General features: G+C 42.2%; 17 protein-coding genes. 8 read left to right on the plus strand and 9 right to left on the minus strand.

Annotation, left to right across the window (positions count from 1 at the left end):
- Positions 1-11 precede the first annotated feature (11 nt).
- Entirely contained in the window at positions 12-491 is a 480-nt protein-coding gene (locus JVX94_RS11000; RefSeq protein ID WP_205183070.1) for an Hsp20/alpha crystallin family protein, read from the plus strand.
- Here the strand turns inward: JVX94_RS11000 and JVX94_RS11005 are convergent.
- Complete coding sequence (locus JVX94_RS11005) at positions 472-699, minus strand: hypothetical protein (protein ID WP_039177063.1); 228 nt, start codon at positions 697-699, stop codon at positions 472-474. The genes JVX94_RS11000 and JVX94_RS11005 overlap by 20 nt on opposite strands.
- Before the next feature lie 83 nt (positions 700-782).
- Here JVX94_RS11005 and JVX94_RS11010 point away from each other — a divergent pair, with 83 nt between their 5' ends.
- On the plus strand, positions 783-1,139 hold the full coding sequence (locus JVX94_RS11010; protein ID WP_111291770.1) for a hypothetical protein: 357 nt from the start codon (positions 783-785) through the stop codon (positions 1,137-1,139).
- Between the two features lie 5 nt (positions 1,140-1,144).
- Here JVX94_RS11010 and JVX94_RS11015 read toward each other — a convergent pair whose 3' ends face one another.
- The gene (locus tag JVX94_RS11015; protein ID WP_111291769.1) at positions 1,145-2,560 is read right to left on the minus strand and encodes an SLC13 family permease; all 1,416 of its coding nucleotides are present in this window, start codon (positions 2,558-2,560) and stop codon (positions 1,145-1,147) included.
- Between the two features lie 263 nt (positions 2,561-2,823).
- Here JVX94_RS11015 and pbp4 point away from each other — a divergent pair, with 263 nt between their 5' ends.
- Together pbp4 and JVX94_RS11025 are read left to right on the plus strand one after the other, a co-directional pair.
- The gene (gene pbp4 / locus JVX94_RS11020) at positions 2,824-4,863 is read left to right on the plus strand and encodes a penicillin-binding protein PBP4(5) (RefSeq protein ID WP_095407928.1); all 2,040 of its coding nucleotides are present in this window, start codon (positions 2,824-2,826) and stop codon (positions 4,861-4,863) included.
- A gap of 147 nt (positions 4,864-5,010) precedes the next feature.
- Positions 5,011-6,249, plus strand: coding sequence for an MFS transporter (locus tag JVX94_RS11025; RefSeq protein WP_205183072.1), 1,239 nt, complete (start codon positions 5,011-5,013; stop codon positions 6,247-6,249).
- Positions 6,250-6,482: 233 nt separating this feature from the next.
- Here the strand turns inward: JVX94_RS11025 and JVX94_RS11030 are convergent, their stop codons facing one another.
- From JVX94_RS11030 to rfbF, 5 genes are read right to left on the minus strand one after another with little or no spacing between them, the layout of a single operon-like run.
- Positions 6,483-7,412, minus strand: coding sequence for a putative nucleotide-diphospho-sugar transferase (locus tag JVX94_RS11030; protein ID WP_111291766.1), 930 nt, complete (start codon positions 7,410-7,412; stop codon positions 6,483-6,485).
- Entirely contained in the window at positions 7,413-8,603 is a 1,191-nt protein-coding gene (locus JVX94_RS11035) for a glycosyltransferase family 2 protein (RefSeq protein WP_205183074.1), read from the minus strand. It lies immediately after the preceding gene.
- Positions 8,600-9,511, minus strand: coding sequence for a putative nucleotide-diphospho-sugar transferase (locus JVX94_RS11040; protein WP_144472509.1), 912 nt, complete (start codon positions 9,509-9,511; stop codon positions 8,600-8,602). Before JVX94_RS11040 ends, JVX94_RS11035 begins: the two co-directional genes overlap by 4 nt.
- Positions 9,512-9,523: 12 nt before the next feature.
- Entirely contained in the window at positions 9,524-10,495 is a 972-nt protein-coding gene (locus JVX94_RS11045) for a GDP-mannose 4,6-dehydratase (RefSeq protein WP_025092661.1), read from the minus strand.
- A 4-nt stretch (positions 10,496-10,499) separates the two neighbouring features.
- A complete protein-coding gene (gene rfbF, locus JVX94_RS11050) occupies positions 10,500-11,264 on the minus strand; it encodes a glucose-1-phosphate cytidylyltransferase (protein WP_095407924.1) in 765 nt (254 codons plus the stop codon).
- A gap of 354 nt (positions 11,265-11,618) precedes the next feature.
- Here rfbF and JVX94_RS11055 point away from each other — a divergent pair, with 354 nt between their 5' ends.
- A complete protein-coding gene (locus tag JVX94_RS11055; protein ID WP_072367870.1) occupies positions 11,619-11,768 on the plus strand; it encodes a DUF1540 domain-containing protein in 150 nt (49 codons plus the stop codon).
- 200 nt (positions 11,769-11,968) lie between these two features.
- Positions 11,969-13,048 (plus strand): DUF3900 domain-containing protein, encoded by a 1,080-nt coding sequence (locus JVX94_RS11060; RefSeq protein WP_024426661.1) that lies wholly within the window; start codon positions 11,969-11,971, stop codon positions 13,046-13,048.
- A gap of 56 nt (positions 13,049-13,104) precedes the next feature.
- Here the strand turns inward: JVX94_RS11060 and JVX94_RS11065 are convergent, their stop codons facing one another.
- Positions 13,105-14,307 (minus strand): MFS transporter, encoded by a 1,203-nt coding sequence (locus tag JVX94_RS11065; RefSeq protein WP_095407923.1) that lies wholly within the window; start codon positions 14,305-14,307, stop codon positions 13,105-13,107.
- A 103-nt stretch (positions 14,308-14,410) separates the two neighbouring features.
- Here JVX94_RS11065 and JVX94_RS11070 point away from each other — a divergent pair, with 103 nt between their 5' ends.
- Positions 14,411-15,319 carry a LysR family transcriptional regulator gene (locus JVX94_RS11070; protein ID WP_205183076.1) on the plus strand — a complete coding sequence of 303 codons (909 nt, stop codon included), beginning with the start codon at positions 14,411-14,413 and terminating at the stop codon, positions 15,317-15,319.
- A gap of 34 nt (positions 15,320-15,353) precedes the next feature.
- Here JVX94_RS11070 and JVX94_RS11075 read toward each other — a convergent pair whose 3' ends face one another.
- Complete coding sequence (locus JVX94_RS11075; RefSeq protein ID WP_205183077.1) at positions 15,354-15,833, minus strand: aminoacyl-tRNA deacylase; 480 nt, start codon at positions 15,831-15,833, stop codon at positions 15,354-15,356.
- 145 nt (positions 15,834-15,978) lie between these two features.
- Between JVX94_RS11075 and JVX94_RS11080 the strand changes: the two genes are divergently transcribed.
- Positions 15,979-17,178: an MFS transporter gene (locus JVX94_RS11080; RefSeq protein WP_205183079.1), complete on the plus strand. Its 1,200-nt coding sequence runs from the start codon at positions 15,979-15,981 to the stop codon at positions 17,176-17,178.
- Positions 17,179-17,184 lie beyond the last annotated feature (6 nt).

The raw sequence follows: 17,184 nt of genomic DNA on the forward strand, positions 1-17,184 counted from the left end.
GAGGTCTTCACATGGACTTCGAAAAAATGAAGCAGTGGATGGATATTGCCCAGCAAATGCATGGAGATGATTTTTGGAAAATGATCTTCGATGATGAGCAAAGATCCCCCTTTATGGCAAACGGTCCATCTCCATTTACATTCACACAGCAGGATCAGCGGGGATCAGATGCGTCGTTTCCTCCAATCGACATGGTGGAAACCCCTACAGAAATTCAATACTTAATTTATTTGCCTGGCTACCGAAAGGAAGACGTTCAGGTGTTATCATATGGTGAATATTTGATTGTGAAAGGACAGCGTTTTTCCTTTTTTAACGAGCAGGACTTTCGCCAAAAGCAAGGGAAGTATGGTCCGTTTGAAAAGAAAATCCGCCTTCCAGAGATGATTCTCGGTCAAATGAATGCTGCCTTTAAAGACGGTGTACTTTACATCCGCCTGCAAAAGGATGAAGGAAAAGCGACAGCTATCATCATAGATGACGAATATTGATACTCACTGCGTCTATTTGATCACGATCATCAATTGTTTCAATTGGCAGGATCGTGATCACGCCATCAGCATTCTGTTCCCCAAAACCATTATTTCGTTTGATCGTACTGCAATGATTGCGAACAAACGTCGAGCCAAACGTCATAGATGATCCTGTGCCAATCGAATTCGTTTTCATATGGGCAATGTGAATCTGAGTAGGCAGCATATGCTTCTCCCCTTTCTTGTCATCTCTATAAGTATATACCGGGCAGCTTTTCCATAGACTAGAGTAAGGCGGAAGAAAAGGTTGTGGTCTACTTGAAACATTTCATTCAATCACTCTTTAAAAAAACTGAATCCAATCCATCCCCATCTGTCATTGAGCTAGAAAAAAGACTCGCCGCTCTTGAGCAAAAATTGTCTGCACCAGCTGCTCCTGTCTCAGAGGATACACACATCCATATTGAATCCCTGCGCGTGGACAAAATTGATTACCATATAGAATTTGGGGAGCTTTCTATTGACCAGCTTCAAGGCAGGCTCAATATTGGGGCAACCTATTACACACCAAAGGACACATGCATCAAAAAATCCACACAAACACCGAAGCCAAAAGAAACAAAAACACCAGTCGTCTCAATTCGGTCAAAGCCTTCCTCTTCTTAAGACGCTCAGTTTTTCAGCACTACCGGCAGCCAGAAATAGACCGCAAGAACAATCACCACAATACTGATGATATTTAACCAAAAACCCGCCCTGACCATATCAGATATTTTCAGCACGTCCGCACTAAAGACAGCGGCGTTTGGCGGTGTGGAAATCGGCAGCATAAACGCACAGGAGGAAGCCAAAGCAGCCGCAGCCATTAACCCATATGGCTCGATTCCAATCGCAAGCCCAAGCCCTACCGTTATCGGAATAATCATATTGGCAACAGCCGTATTTGACATAATTTCAGTCATAAACAGAATCGCTCCCGTTAAAATAATCAACAGCATGATATACGAAAGCCCGTTTAAATGCTGTAAATTTTCTCCGATCCATCCTGTTAAATTGGTTTCTGCAAAGCCCGTAGCGAGCGAAAGCCCTCCTCCAAACAAAAGCAAAAGTCCCCACGGCAGTTCTTTCATATCCTGCCATTCTAATATTCTCTCTCCATTTGTTGCTGGAATGAGAAATAACAGCATGGCACCGAAAATGGCGATAGACGTATCAGATACGGTCATCCCTCCAAACAAAAAGAGCTTAAAAATCCATAAGAACGCCGTCATGAGAAAAACAACAAATACCCATTTTTCCTCTCTTTTCATTTTTCCTAAATCCTCTAATCCTTTTTGAATGAACGCTACACTCATTTCACCTTTGTGTTCTACCTTGAACTGTACCCTTGTCAAATACCAAAATAAAAGGACGAGCAGAATCATCGCAACAGGAAAACCAAACAAAAACCATTCGAAAAACATAATCTCTCGATCTAGCAGTTTTTTTGACATCGCAGCAAACACCGCATTTGGCACAGAACCGACAAGTGTCGCCAAACCTCCAATTGACGCTGAATACGCTACTGACAATAAGATGCTTTTACTGAATCGATCAAGTGATGGACCAGATAAGATTTCATTTGTCTTAACCTCTTTAATCACTGCAAGTGCCACTGGCAGCATCATTAGGGCTGTCGCTGCATTCGAAATCCACATAGATAAAAAAGCAGTCGCGATCATGACACCTAATACAATGCGGTCACTTCTTGTGCCAATCACCCTTAAAATGTGTAAGGCCATTCTTCTATGTAATTTCCATTTTTCAATGGCAATTGCGATCATAAATCCTCCCATGTACATAAAAACGATCGGATCTCCATAAGACCTTGATGCCTGTTCCATAGAAAGCCCGCCAAGTGTCGGCAGCAGGATGATGGGCAATAAAGATGTAGCAGGAATGGGCAGTGCTTCAGTCACCCACCATGTGGCCGTCCAAGCTGTAATGCCCAAGACTACCCTCGCAGCATAGGTCAATTCATCTTCAGGTATGAGAAAAAGAACGAGCAAAAAGAGTGTCGGTCCAAGAACAAGTCCAATCAAATTCACCTTTTTATAAACGATAACAATTCCCCCCTATTGAAAGCGCTTGTCATATTTTTTCTAATTTTCCACATTCGATGATCTTTTTAGAAATCCTTTAAATCATAAGAAAAAATGAAGATATCTTTCATGATGAATAGCTGTTATTTTACTCCCATTACCCAAACCACGACATGATCTCTTGGTCTATTTTCATAGGAGAAACTATACAAATCATGACCAATCACTGTAAAATATAGAGGATCTAATCAAAAATTGAGGTGTTTTCATTGTATACGGATCAAAAAAAATCATTTTGGAAACAGAAAAAAGTCATCATCCCTCTTCTTAGCATCATCGTAGTGGCTGCTGCTTTCTTTTTCTTAAAAGATACTCTTTTCTCAAAAGAAAAAGAGGCTTTAAAAGCCGCACAAAACTTTACGAAACATATGGAGAAGAAAGACTTTACGAAGCTGGCAGATGAGGTGACAAGTGCATCTTTGAAAGCCAATGACTTTTCAAAAAAACAACTAGCCGAAAAATACGACAATATTTTCAACGGCATTGGTGCTTATGATCTGAACATATCAAAGCTCAACGTTGAAAAACAGGACAAAGGAAATGGATATCAATTTTCCTATGATGTAACGATGAAAACGTCTCTTGGCAAGCTGCATAAGCTGTCTTACAAGGGCATTCTCTCCGAAGAAGATGACAAGTGGAAAGTGGACTGGAAACCAAATCTCATCTTCCCGCAAATGGAGAAAGGAGATACCATCAAGGTCAAATCAGACCCTGCTGTCCGCGGTAACATTGTCGACCGAAAAGGACGTACACTGGCAGAAACAACTGGTGGAAACGCACTTGGCGTCATCCCAGGAAAGCTCGGAACAGGTGAAGAAAAAGAACGCAATATCAAAAAAATCAGCAAAGCTTTTGATATAGAGGAAGAACTCATCAACAATCAGCTGAAACAAGCATGGGTCACAGACGACACGTTTGTCCCGCTCAAATCGATGTTAAAACAGGAGCCAATTCCAAAGGACGTCAATGGCGTCACCTATCAATCAAAGGAAATGCGCTACTATCCATATAACGAAGCCGCCGCTCATCTCACTGGATATGTCGGAAAAGCAAATGCGGATGATATCAAAAGAAATCCAGCATTAAAGGCGGATCAAATCATCGGCAAAACCGGCCTTGAATTCACATTTGACAAGAACTTACGCGGTCAGGATGGCGGAAGCATTCTCATCGTCCATGATGAAACAGGCATTGAAGAAACATTGCAAAAATCAGATCGAAAAGATGGAAAAACAGTGAAGCTGACGATTGATGCTTCTTTACAGAAAAAAGCCTATGATCAGCTAAAAGGTGAAAAAGGGGCCGTCACGATCATGAATCCATCATCAGGTGATCTATTAGCACTTGTCAGCACCCCTTCCTACGATGTCAATCTCATGACAAACGGGATTACACCTAAGCAATATCAGGCATACAGTGAAAACCCAGACCTTCCATTCCAAGCCCGATATGCGAGCCGGTATGCACCAGGGTCCACATTCAAAACCATTACAGCAGCGATTGGGCTGGAAACAGGTGTCACAAAGCCTGACAAAGTGCGCACCATTCACGGACTGAAATGGCAAAAGGATCAATCTTGGGGAAATTATCGCATCACACGGGTTCACGATAAAGAAAAAGTAAATATGGTCGATGCCCTTGTGTACTCAGACAATATTTATTTTGGACAGGAAGCACTCGAAATCGGCAAAGACACCTACGAGAAAAAAGTGAAAGTATTTGGATTTGGCGAAGACTTACACATGCCATTTACAATGAAGCCTGCACAAGTATCAAACGATGGTATTCAATCGGATATCTTACTGGCTGACTCAGCTTATGGCCAAGGCGAATTACTCATGTCTCCGATTGAACAAGTACATGCCTATTCTCCATTTGCTACAGGAGGCAAGCTTGTCTACCCTCGAGTGATTCAAGATGAAAAAACAGCATCACCAAAACAAATCATCAAAGAAGGCTCGGCAAACACAGTGAAAGACGCATTGACTAAGGTCGTGACCAGTCCAAACGGAACAGCCCACTCCTTACAAATCGAAGGAGCGGATATTGCCGCTAAAACGGGAACGGCAGAATTAAAGAGCAAACAAGGTGCAACAGATGGTACTGAAAATGGATTTTTACTTGCGTTTAATCCTAAAAAAGAAGATTACGTCCTCGTCGGCATGATCGAAGGTGTGAAAAACCGAGGCGGCAGTGGACTCGTCGTTCAAAAAATGAAGCCTGTGATCGCATCTTTTTATAAATAACCCTTTAGAGACACACGCTTCATCAAGCGCTTGTGTCTCTTTTTTTCTAAATCATGACAATTTGCTATTGTTTTATAGTTCACCTTATGAATAAAATGAGAAGAATGCAAAAAACAGAAAACAGATAAATGAAGGGAGGAAGTCTCATTGGCCATTGCTGCTCGTACAAAGGATAAACCTCAACATTCTGTTACCGGCTCAACGGTTTATCCCATCTTACTGATTATTGGTATTTGTCATATGCTGAACGACACATTGCAAGCCGTTATTCCTGCGATGTTCCCTATTTTAGAACGATCAATGGGGCTGACCTTTACACAATTAGGGCTGATTGCCTTTACATTAAATATGGTCTCCTCCGTGATGCAGCCTGCTATTGGATGGTACACAGATAAACGGCCGATGCCTTATGCACTTCCGATTGCTTTATTTTCAAGTGCTGTCGGTATATTCGGACTCGCGTTTGCTCCGTCGTTTGCCACCATTCTGCTTTGCGTTGTCTTTATCGGACTTGGCTCTGCGATCTTCCATCCAGAGGGCTCCCGTGTTGCCAACATGGCAGCTGGTCCAAGACGAGGACTTGCACAGTCCATCTATCAAGTAGGCGGGAATACAGGTCAAGCCTTTGCTCCGCTTATCGCTGCATTAATGCTCGTCCCGCTCGGTCAGACAGGCGTGGCTTGGTTTACGATTGTTGGAATGATGGCGGTCGGTTTCCTTCTTTATATTTCAAGATGGTACGCAGGAAGGCTTCAAACCATTCGGGCCGAAGCGAAAAAAGCTCCTGCAAAAGCTGTCAGATCTGATATTCATCGTAAATCAGCACTCATTGCACTTGGTATTATCGTCTTTCTCATCTTTGCCCGCTCTTGGTATGGAAATGCCATTTCGAATTTCTATGCGTTTTATGCGATTGAACAATACGGTTTGACGATTAAAGAATCACAGACTTATATTTTCTTATTTCTCATTCTAGGTGCAATTGGGACATTTTTAGGCGGGCCGCTTGCAGACCGCTTTGGCAAGAAAAACGTCATTTTAGTTTCCTTATTGGCATCCTTCCCGCTTGCCCTGCTGCTGCCATTTGCCGGACCCGTTTTTGCTTATGTTTTACTCGGACTGATTGGGCTCATTTTGACATCCAGCTTCTCTGTCACCGTGGTTTATGCCCAAGAACTATTTCCCGGGAAAATTGGCACAATGTCTGGTTTAACTGTTGGGCTTGCGTTTGGTATGGGTGCAATCGGATCGGTTGCCCTCGGATCATTCATTGATGCCTTTGGCTTAACGCCTACCATGATCAGTGTTGCCTTTTTACCGATATTAGGCATCCTAGCCTTCTTGCTTCCTAGCGACCAAACCATCTCCAAATGGAATGAATCATAAAAAGAAAACCGCTCAATGAATGAGCGGTTTTTTCAATTATTGACAAAGGGATAAAATGATGTGTATTTTAGCACTTTGTCTTCTTTTCAGCGTGATAGAAAACCTTTGCAGTCTAGGAAGTACGAGCACTGGCGCGGAGCGAATATGTTATTCGTGAGCACCAGCGCACAGGACTGACACCGAATGCGAGGATTTGTCTACACGCTGAAACCGCTCAATAAATGAGCGGTTTTTCATCTCTCATAAAAATGCGTGTCAGGAACATGCTTCTTCGCAATAAATCCTTGCTTAAATTCTGGAAATACCTTTTGCACCTGTTTAATCTTTTGATGAACCAAGTCGGCATACGGAATATACAAATGATCCACAAGCTTCTGTTCTTTCATATAGTAATACCAATTAAGGTTAAAGGTATTCTCGTCAATGATCGTAAAGGCAGAAAAATGATAGAACAAGAGTGGACATTCATCGAGATACATATCTCCTTTTACAACTGAAAGCTTGTAGTTTTCAATGTTCCAAATCGCCGCATTGGCTCCTTTAGATGCAACGATATGAACCCCTTCAAAATCATCAACCCATCTTTCCACATACCGCTGATCTCCGTACGTCTTTTTTTCTGTATCCATTTCTACAGTACAATGGGCAAGACAGTTTTCTTTCCATTGCGTGACTGCCTGTTTGGCAACATCTGTGTTACGGCAGCCTACAAACCCAGTATTAAAACGGCCAGACAACTCGTAATAACGATAGAACCGCTTGGAATTCATATGATCCGTCAAAAATAAATGAGCGCTTGGATTCTCTGCAAAAATCGCCTCTGGATCATGATAAAAATACAAATCTGTATCCAGATGGGCAAGATAATCCGCATCTGAGGACTCAAGAATATTAAGCAGATAAGCAGGTTTTAACGTCCAGCAATACTCATGAAACGTACGATCTTCTTTTGCCTTTCGCAGCGTATCATCTTCAATGTCCTCAAGCTGTTCATATTGAACATGCGGATGAGGGAACTCCTTTAACACCTTATAAGCCAAAGGGTCTGCACATAAAACGGACAACTTGAATGCATGAGCCTTTTGTTCAAGCGAATGAATCAGCGCCAAAAGCTTAAAAACATGGGTATTCGACACAATGGTTGTAAAGTGATAAGACGCCATTTACAACACATCCACTTGGAACAAATCAACGCGCAACAACTCTTTCGTCAGCCCTTGAATGGCTTCTACAAGTACCGTGCAGCCACACTCCTGCCGTGCAAGCTGCGCGGCTTCTGCCAGCTTTTTCAAAGGAACTTGCTTGGCTGTCAGCATATCTTTTTTATCCCGTTTGATGCCTACATTCCGCTCTGTGATCAAATGAAGCAGCTCTAAAAAATAGGATAACAGGTCATCAAATGCTGGATTCTCACGCAGCTGGCGAACTTCTTTCACAATATCATTTGTCACAGTGTGAGAAAACGGACCAGAGAAAGCTAAATGGACATCAATGGCATCAATATTGTTGTACTTCTCACACATATACAAAATGTTGTATTTGATGTCATCAAACGACGTTAAATTACTTGGATGCTCTTGATGCACACTCATGATATCCTCTCGCAATTCAAAGGAGAGACCAAGCTGATTCAGTCGAATCCCTAAATCATAATCCTCAAATCCGTAACGAACAATATTTTCATCAAACATCCCTATTGCCATGACATGATTACGTTTAACAGAGGAGTTATTTGTAATAAAAAATCGCCATGGCAGCTCATAAGAACCTAAATCATAGTGGTACGTTTCCAAGATGTCTTTTAGGATATCAATAAACTCAGACTGCAAATCGAAGCTTTTCTCTAGAAATGCACCATTTTCGACTTCTTCCAATGATAAAAGAGGCGTTTTGTCCTCCATTTTCCGTTTATACAGTCCTTGCTTTTTCAACCGCTTCATATGATCCTTATCAAAAGCTGTGTAAAAATAGCGATAAATTCGCTTCCAGCACACACCGCAAATGACAATATCCTCCCTGCCAGCATGGGCCTCTGCATGCTTTTGAATAAACCTCGGTTCTGCCAGCATATCACTGTCATGAAAAATGAGCAGATCTCCCTCCGCCTCGCGAATGGCATGATTACGCCCCTTTGCAATTCCTTGATTGACAGGAATACGCACCTTTTTAAACGGGAAGTTCACCTCAATATTCTCAAGCATTTCCATCGTGCCATCCGTTGAGCCATTATCAGCAACAATGACCTCAAATGGAATATCTGTTTCCTGAAGCGTTAAAGAAAAAAGGCTCCCCTCTAAACGCTCTTTGGCATTATAGCTTGGAATAATGACGCTTACCTTTGGCTTTTCGTTCATGCGTCATCCTCCTCCCGTTTGGCATAGCCGTTAAACAGCGGATCGACCTGCTCCACAGATTCAATCACATGGCGAAGCACTTGCCGATAGGCTTCTTGGAAAAACGGCAGGTCATTTCGTCCTTTTTCATGAATTTGCTGCATCTCATCCTTGCTCACAATCCGAAAGCCGCTGAAATGATAGCAAATGAGCGGCTGCCCATCCTCCAGAAGAATACGTCCATTCTCCTCCCGATAAGAATGCTGCCCATAGTTCCAATGACCAATATTCACGCCTTTTGTCTCAATATCTTCTACTTTGTCAAACAGCCTCGGCATATGATCTAGATATCCTTGATCGCCAAACTTGCCTTCTCCCGGTGCATTTTTACATTCTTTTAGACATTCTTCTTTCCACCAGCTAAGGCATTTTCGTCCGGCTTCATCTCCTTTAAAATGTAGAAAGCCTGAGTTATAGCGTCCTAAAAGCTTCTGAAGCATCTTCACTTCCTCTGCATCAAAGCTTGGAATGACAATATCCCCTCTCGAAATTAAAACAGAAGCATTCGGCTGATGTTGAAAAATAACCTGAGGGCTCTCATAAAAGAACAAATCGGCATCAAGATAGGTCACGCTCTCTGCCTGCTCCTGTTCAAATAACCACTCAATCCAAATCGGCTTTAAGGTCCAGCAATATTCCGATGCATCCCGTTCCTCTTTTTTCTCCAGCAGCTCTGGTGTTTCGAGCTCCCGTACATGAACAAGATCCACATGCGGGAAATTCATTTGATGAAGCAAATCAAATGCAGCATCATCCATACATAACGTCTTGATGACAGCATCATCTTCTACTTGCTTCAACGATAAGAAAAACGCAATGGCTTGATAAAGTCTTCCACTTGAAAGAACCGTACAATATATGCTGTTCATCTTTTTACACCTCTATTTTTGAAAGAATTCGCGGTACCATTCAATCGTCTTCTCTAAACCTTCATCAATGGAGTAGTCAGGCTTCCAATCAAGCAGCTTTCTCGCTTTCTCTGCCGACAAATATTGATGCTTAATCTCATGTGTTCCTTGGTTGAGAATACGAGGCTTCAGCTCACTTCCCATTGCCTTTAAAATCTTATCTACAAGTTCAAGCACTGTCAGCTGAATTTCGTTACTAAAGTTAAAGGCTTCTCCCGCCAGCCCTTTTTCCTCCATCTTCTCAGCTAGCAGCAAATAAGCCTTCACTGCATCTTCAATGTAGAAGTAATCACGAATAAATGTCCCATCACTTCTAATTTCCGGCGCCTTTCCTTCTAACACAAGCTGAATTGTTTGCGGAATGATTCTGTTGAAATTCAAATCTCCGCCTCCATATAAATTACCGCAGCGTGTAATACAAACCGGAAGACCGTATGTGTTGTAGTACGTATGAGAAATGAGATCTGCACAGCTCTTTGAGACATCATACGGATGTTTCCCGTTTAACGGCATGTCTTCATCATATGGAAGCTGCTCTTGATCACCGTATGCTTTGTCACTTGATGCCACGATCACTCGTTTGATGAGCGGCTGTCTTCTGCAAGCCTCCAGCACATTCCATGTCCCTAAGATATTCGCTTCAAATGTAGAAACAGGATGTCTATTCGCGACCCCAACAATGGCTTGGGCAGCCAAATGGAAGACGGTGTCAATTTCATATTCTCCTAACGCACGTTCAATCGTCTGCATATCCTCTAATGCGCCTTGCACCACATTCATTTTTTCAAATTGACTGCCTTGATATAAATTCGATCGAGGCACTTGATCACGCACAAGCCCAGTCACGTTTGCCCCTTGATCAATCAATTCCTTGACGAGATAGCTTCCTAACAGCCCTGTACATCCAGTTACAAATACGTTCTTTCCATTCCAAAATCCGCTCATGCTGTCACCAAACCTTCCATGGTTGTTTTCCATCTGTCCACATGTCGTTGATTTCCTTCAGGTTTTTATACGTATCAATTGCTGTCCAAAATCCGTGATGCTCATAAACGGCAAGCTCTCCATCATTCGCCAAATTTTGAAGAGGCTCTGCTTCAAACACGCATTGATCATCGTCTGTCAAATAATCAAATACCTTTGGAGACAACACAAAAAATCCTCCATTGATCATCCCGATACTGTCTGTCTTCTCAGAGAAGGATTGTGCCATCCCGTTATACACCTTCAGTGTCCCGTACTGGGACTTCTTTTCAATTCCTGTGACAGTCGCAGCTGCTCCAAAATCCTGATGACGTTTAAGCAAATGAAACATATTGATATTGGCCAGTCCATCACCATACGTCATCATAAAGGTCTCATCACCAATGTAATCCTGTGCCTGCTTTAAACGTCCGCCTGTCATCGTATCTTCACCTGTATCTAAAAAGGTGATTTTCCAGTTTTCCGATTTCCCTAATAGCTTCATTTCTCCTGTCGCCATATCGAGCTGCATGCTGTGATGCTGCCAGTCGTAGTTCAGAAAATACTCTTTGATCTTCTCTCCTTTATATCCAAGCAATAGGATAAATTCGTCTACACCGTAATACTGATAGATTTTCATAATATGCCATAGAATAGGCCGATCTCCGATCATAGCAAGTGGTTTAGGAAGCGCTTGTGTGACCTCACTCATTCTCGTTCCCTTTCCTCCGCAGAGAATGACTGCTTTCATCTTCTCCCCTCATCTCTCTATGAAGATTTTTGATTAAAACCCTATCTTTATGCGGAAAATCAGTACATGTACCCTCATACTTTGTCCGACATCAGGTTTTGAATCTACTCTATTCATATGTCGAAATGAGAGAGTGTGCCACCTAGCATTTAACTATTTTTACAAATAAAAAAAGAGCGAGATTCATATTCTCGCTCTTCCAAAGTTTAAATTGTATATTTTCAGGGTAGATGGTATGATAAACATGTGCATAATCAGCACAAACAGCCTCTTTCTACAAAGAGACTACTAGATTGAATGAATTCAAGTGGCAGCTTGCTTCATTCTCAATATGAATCACGGAGGTGAATTCCCATGGCACAAAACGTTCTTTGTGAAGTGAACTCTTGCCGTTTTTGGGCTGAAAACAGCTGTACCGCTTCTACCATTAAAATTGGTAAAAACACGATGACTGAAGTGACTCGCAATACTGAAACTGATTGCGAAACATTTGAAACAAAATAATCTATTTTTCACTGAGATGAAGGAACTGGCAGGTTCCTTCTTTTCTTTTATCATTCTATCAAGAATGATAATTATTATCAAGTGTTTTTCAATAAACATTTCTCGGGAAATAATGACACGATATTTCTCCATTCGTTGACGATTTTCACTCCTTTTTCTATACTCAACATATCCGAAGAAGAAAAAGTGGTGACCAATCAATGGATTTTACGATACGTTTTCTATCATTCTTTGTCGTGGAAATTGAAGGCAAAGATGAACAAGCAAATAAACGGTTTAAACATTATCAAACACTAGATCAAGAGGAATTTGAACAAAGTGAGCTGAAGGACTTTTTAGACGGTGAGCTGAAAAAAATCGTCAAACGTAAAGTGGACAGACACCCTAAATCTGAACAAGTACCGACCAAAATTGGCCGATTTATTGTAGAACCCGGTCATGAGCTCGATTCAAACCCAAACTACAATCTATTTCATCAAACGAGATTTGCAGATACAAAAGAATTGTTTAATGAATGCAGTGAACAGTTTGTTCGCACATATTTAGATACAAGTGCTGTCAGAGGCGGCGTTTTTTTAGTTGCTTCTGCCGTTCCTAAAAAGTATTTCGATGATTCCTTTGTCTTTATTATGAAATGCGATTTCGAACAGAAAGTGGCTTCTATCGCTGATACATCTACCTTGATTAGAAAAGTCGAAATGGCTATTACGACAAAAAACATGAAATCGATTCAATACCCGTTTATGCCAGAAGAGGGCATGACTGAAGAAGCAGAAGTAAAAATTCACCAATCCTCACACGCTCGTTATTTTGAAGACTTTTTGAAGTTCGTCGAATACGGTGAATCCATGCCTGAAATTATGAAATCACAGGTCATGAATATGGTACAGGAACAGGTTTTTGAAACATTACAGGATGAAAGTGAAGAATTAAAGCAGTTTGAAGAGGATCTTGAAATATGGGAAGCGAGTGAAAAACGAGAAATTAGAGAAACACTCGATACAGAGCAGGTTACACAAGCAGCCTCCCATATTGTTGAACAAACCCCTGATATCACAATGAAAATGCGTCTAGGCGAAACGGAAATCAAAGGTCTTCTAGCAGACTTTGGCCACTCGATCCATATTGCAAAGCTCAACAATCGATATGTCGTGCTCGTTGAAGCAGACCAAATCGTCTTCGAAAAAGGAAGCACACCTGTTGAGTTTCATAAACCAAATGGGTTAAAAGAGGTGGTCAGCCAGCTGACGCAAAAAGCCTATGATTCAGATCTAGAATAAAAAAACTGCCTCTTGCATTCAGCGCATGAGGCAGTTTTTTTATAATGATTGATTTTTTACGCTGGATCAGAAGAAACATGCAGCTCCCTGCCTCTTGCCCACATGCTGACAAGAAATAAGCTTATGATGAGCATCAGCCAAAAGACGCTGCCTGATCCAAAAAATTGAATCATCGTATACCCGCACAAGGGTCCTAAAGCCGCTCCCATATCTTGAACAAAGGAATAGCTTGCGAGGAAGCGGTTTTTATCTGTTTGAGCAGACGCTTTTTGAAAAGCAAGCGTATCCGTTAATGTCGTTAAGATTGTTGACATCAGCTGGATCAAAAGCAGCATCACAAGAAACCAGCCGCTTACTTTCAGCATGACCGCAAGAAGACTGAGACCTCCAAATGAAAGAAACATCCAGCAAAGCGTTCGTTCCTTCATCACAAGACGATCAAACCATCTGCCTGTTTTCGGTGCGACAAATGGTTCCCATCCCCATCTGAGCGCTTGAATGATTCCGCTTAATGCCGAAGCTCCGATGACAAAGCCGAACAGAGCAAATTCTCCATGACCGATCCTTGCTTCAATGACATGGCTGAGGGTTGATGCGAATAAGCCTTGTATCACAAGTGCGATCAGCATACCTGTCATCAATACTTTTACAACATCTCGTGCAAGCCATCTCTGTTTGATGACTTGATACACCTGCCCCTCTTCTCCCTTTTCAATCTCATCCAAAGAGACATAAAAAATGACTCCTAGTAATGTGAGTAAACCAAAGACAAGCGTCATGGATTGGAAACCGATCAGGCTGGCGAATATTCCACCAAATAACATGCCAAATAAACTGCCAAGCCGGTAAAGCCCATTATAAATACCCGTATAATGCCCTTGTGAGCCTTCCTCCATCTCAGCAAGTAATCTCATTCCACTCATACGCAATAACGTCCATGCCAGCCCCCAAGCGCAGCGGCAGATCAGCAGCAGCCAAAAACCGCTCACACCATAAAGCACTGTGGTCACTGATGCAATCAAAATAGCGATCAATACACCGGTCTTCATTGGGACAAACCGATAGAGCCACCAAACAACAGGTGTTAGCGGGATGCGAATGAATCGGTTGATGGACAGCAGCAGCCCGACCTCCCAAATAGATGATAAACCAACCTCTTTCCAATAGATCGGAAGAACAATATAAAGCATTGAATCCCCAATCAGTGCAAATGCTGTGATGAGCGATATTGACACCACTTGCTTTTGACGATGATCCATTTTCTCTTCCCCCTTCGCTATCTTTACAATAAGGGATGCCTTATAATAAATCTAATGAATGTTTTTGATTAAACCATCAAAATAATTGATAGGTGGTGCAAAGTTGAATTTACATGCCCTTCGAATTTTTGCAAAGGTCGCAGAGACAAAAAGCGTTACACAAACAGCAGACGCGCTATCTTTGACACAGCCAGCTGTGACGGCTCAACTTAGAAGCATTGAAAGTGAGATCGGTTTCCGTCTTTTTAAACGAAATGGAAGAGGCATTACACTTACGGAAATGGGGAAAATTCTATATCCTTATGCCCGGCAAGTGTTCGAGGCTGAAAAAGAAGTAGAATATCAGATTACACTTTTACAAAACGGAAAAAAAGGGCGGCTCCGCATCGCTTCTACCTATGTACCACTTAACTTTTTACTGCCAGATTGGCTTGCTGCCTTTAAAACTTCTTCACCACAGACAGAAATTGAATTAAAAAGCGGAAACTCCGCTCAAGTTTTAGAGAGCCTGCTTCAATATGAATCAGATGTGGCCATCGCTGTGATCGAGGATTTGCACCATGAGGAAATTCTCACTTCTCATTTAACGAATTTAAGCTATGATTTTATTGTGCCGGCAGACCATCCGTTGGACGGAAAAACGGTCCCGCTAGAACGCCTGAGCCAGGAGCCTTTTTTGATGCGTGAAGAAGGCAGTTCCACAAGAGATAAGCTCTTTTCATTATTTACCTCGAAAGGGATCAAAAAACCGACCGTTGATTTACAATTCAGCGGTGTTCATGAAGCGATTCAAATGATCAAAGCTGGCTATGGCATCACACTTGTTCCCCATGATGCGGTTCGAGGCAGTCTCAAGCGGCAAGAAATTGGGCGCGTGTACATTGAAGGCATTGAGATCGTCAGACCTGTTGTTGTGTGCAAACGGGCGAATGATCTTGAAGAAAATAGAACCGTGGATGCCTTCCTGCAAATGAAAGGTATCGGACCATTTACTACGCCTGCTGCCAATTAAAAAAGTGCCTGCTTCTGAAACAGGCACTTTTTTTCTATTCGGCTGGCTGCACGATGTCAAACGGTACAGCTTTTGAGGCTTTCACTAATTGTTCTGGTGTGATGAGGATTTCATTTCCCCATTCACCTGCTCCAACTCCTAATACCTCTTCCTCTAATAACGAAGCTTCAATGATCGTGCGGAATCCTTCTGGCTGCCAGCAAAACGGCGGAATCGAACCAATTCGATAGCCCGTCACTTCAAGAACCTTCTCCGGTGAAGCCATTTTAATATTACGGGAGCCGGCCGCTTTCTTTAGTTTCCCTGACTTAATATGCTGGTCAGCACCAACCATCACAAGCAGCTGCTCCCCTTCTCCTGTTTCAAAAATCAATGTTTTAATCATTTGTCTTTCACGAAAACCAAGGGCTGCCGCTACATTTGCTGCTCCCTTTTCTGTTTCGGCAGAAAATGTTTTGACCTCATATGGGATGCCATGTTTGTCCAAAAAGTCATGTGATGGTAATTTTTTCAATCGATTGAACCCCTTTCCTTACAATGTCCTTCATTTAGCTTATCACAATCTTCTCATCCTTAAGATGTATTTTTCAATGAAAAACCTCTGGACACACCATCACCATGCTATACTGAACTTGTTTTTGAAAAGGAGCCGGTTTGATATGGGAAACAAGTTTTGGTGTTATACAAGCAGTAAAAGCCTTCTCATGCTGAGTGATATTCTATTTGTCATGACGATCACGTTTGTCATTTATCAAGATACACAATCTGTTGCCTATGCGGCTGTATTTCCGCTGATCAGAACGATATGCCAGCTATTGGCTGGGCTCTTCTCTCCTGTTTTAACCGATTACTTTCAAGCTGGCCGCCTATTGAAATGGGTCCCGCTTTTACGTCTTGGAATGCTCATCGTGTTTACAGCCCAATTTCACTTCTTTCAGCAGCATATGGTCTGGCTGTTTAGTGCGCTTATTTTGATTTCCCTCACAGGCGGGTTCATCAGTCCTTTAATGCAGGCCATCATGCCGATGCTTGTACCAGCAAATCAGCTTGTGAAAGCGAACAGTACGGCCTCGATTTTTCATCAAACGGTTCAAATCGCCGGCTATTCGTTCACTGGAATGCTCGTCCTGTTGATCGGTCCATTTTATTTAATGTGGATTACTTGTGTCATGATTGTATTGTCTTATCTATTTTTCATCCCTGTTTTTCCTCTTCTCAAGCAAGAAGAGACGGTTCGAAAAGCAAATAAGATGAACAGCTTCAAAGATGGCTGGACGATCATTTGGAGAAATAAAACGGTACGCACCCTGACCTTTATGGATGTTTGTGAAAATATTGCGGGTGCTGTGTGGATCGGGGCGATTACGCTTGCCTTTGTCACCCATGATTTAAAGCAAGGTGAGGAATGGTGGGGATTTATCAATGCCGCTTATTATACAGGTGCCATCATAGGCGGGCTCTTAGCTGCATGGATAAGCCGGTTTATTCAAAAACAGCTTCTCCTCTTTATGGCAGCTGGTTCATTCATTTATGCAGTGCTGACCATTGTCTATTCACTGAACAGCCTGCCATGGCTTGCTTTGGTGCTTTGTATTTTGATGGGGCCTGCCTACCAAATCCGAGATGTTTCGCAGCAAACCATTCTTCAAACGGCAACGCCAGTACGTGATTTATCAAAGGTGTATTCGGCTCACTACGTCCTTTCTTCTGTATCTGTCGGTTTATCTATTTTCTTTGTTGGATTGATTGCAGATGCATACGGGGCGAGGTCTGTGTATTTGCTGGGCGGTCTGTTTGTGCTCGTCTGTTCCGGCATTGCCATCCTTGCTTTTATGAAGCAGAAAAAAGAGAGCAGCTGATGTATG

The organism is Bacillus sp. PDNC022 (genome assembly GCF_016919285.1).
In the GTDB taxonomy this organism is placed as follows: domain Bacteria; phylum Bacillota; class Bacilli; order Bacillales; family Bacillaceae; genus Bacillus; species Bacillus safensis.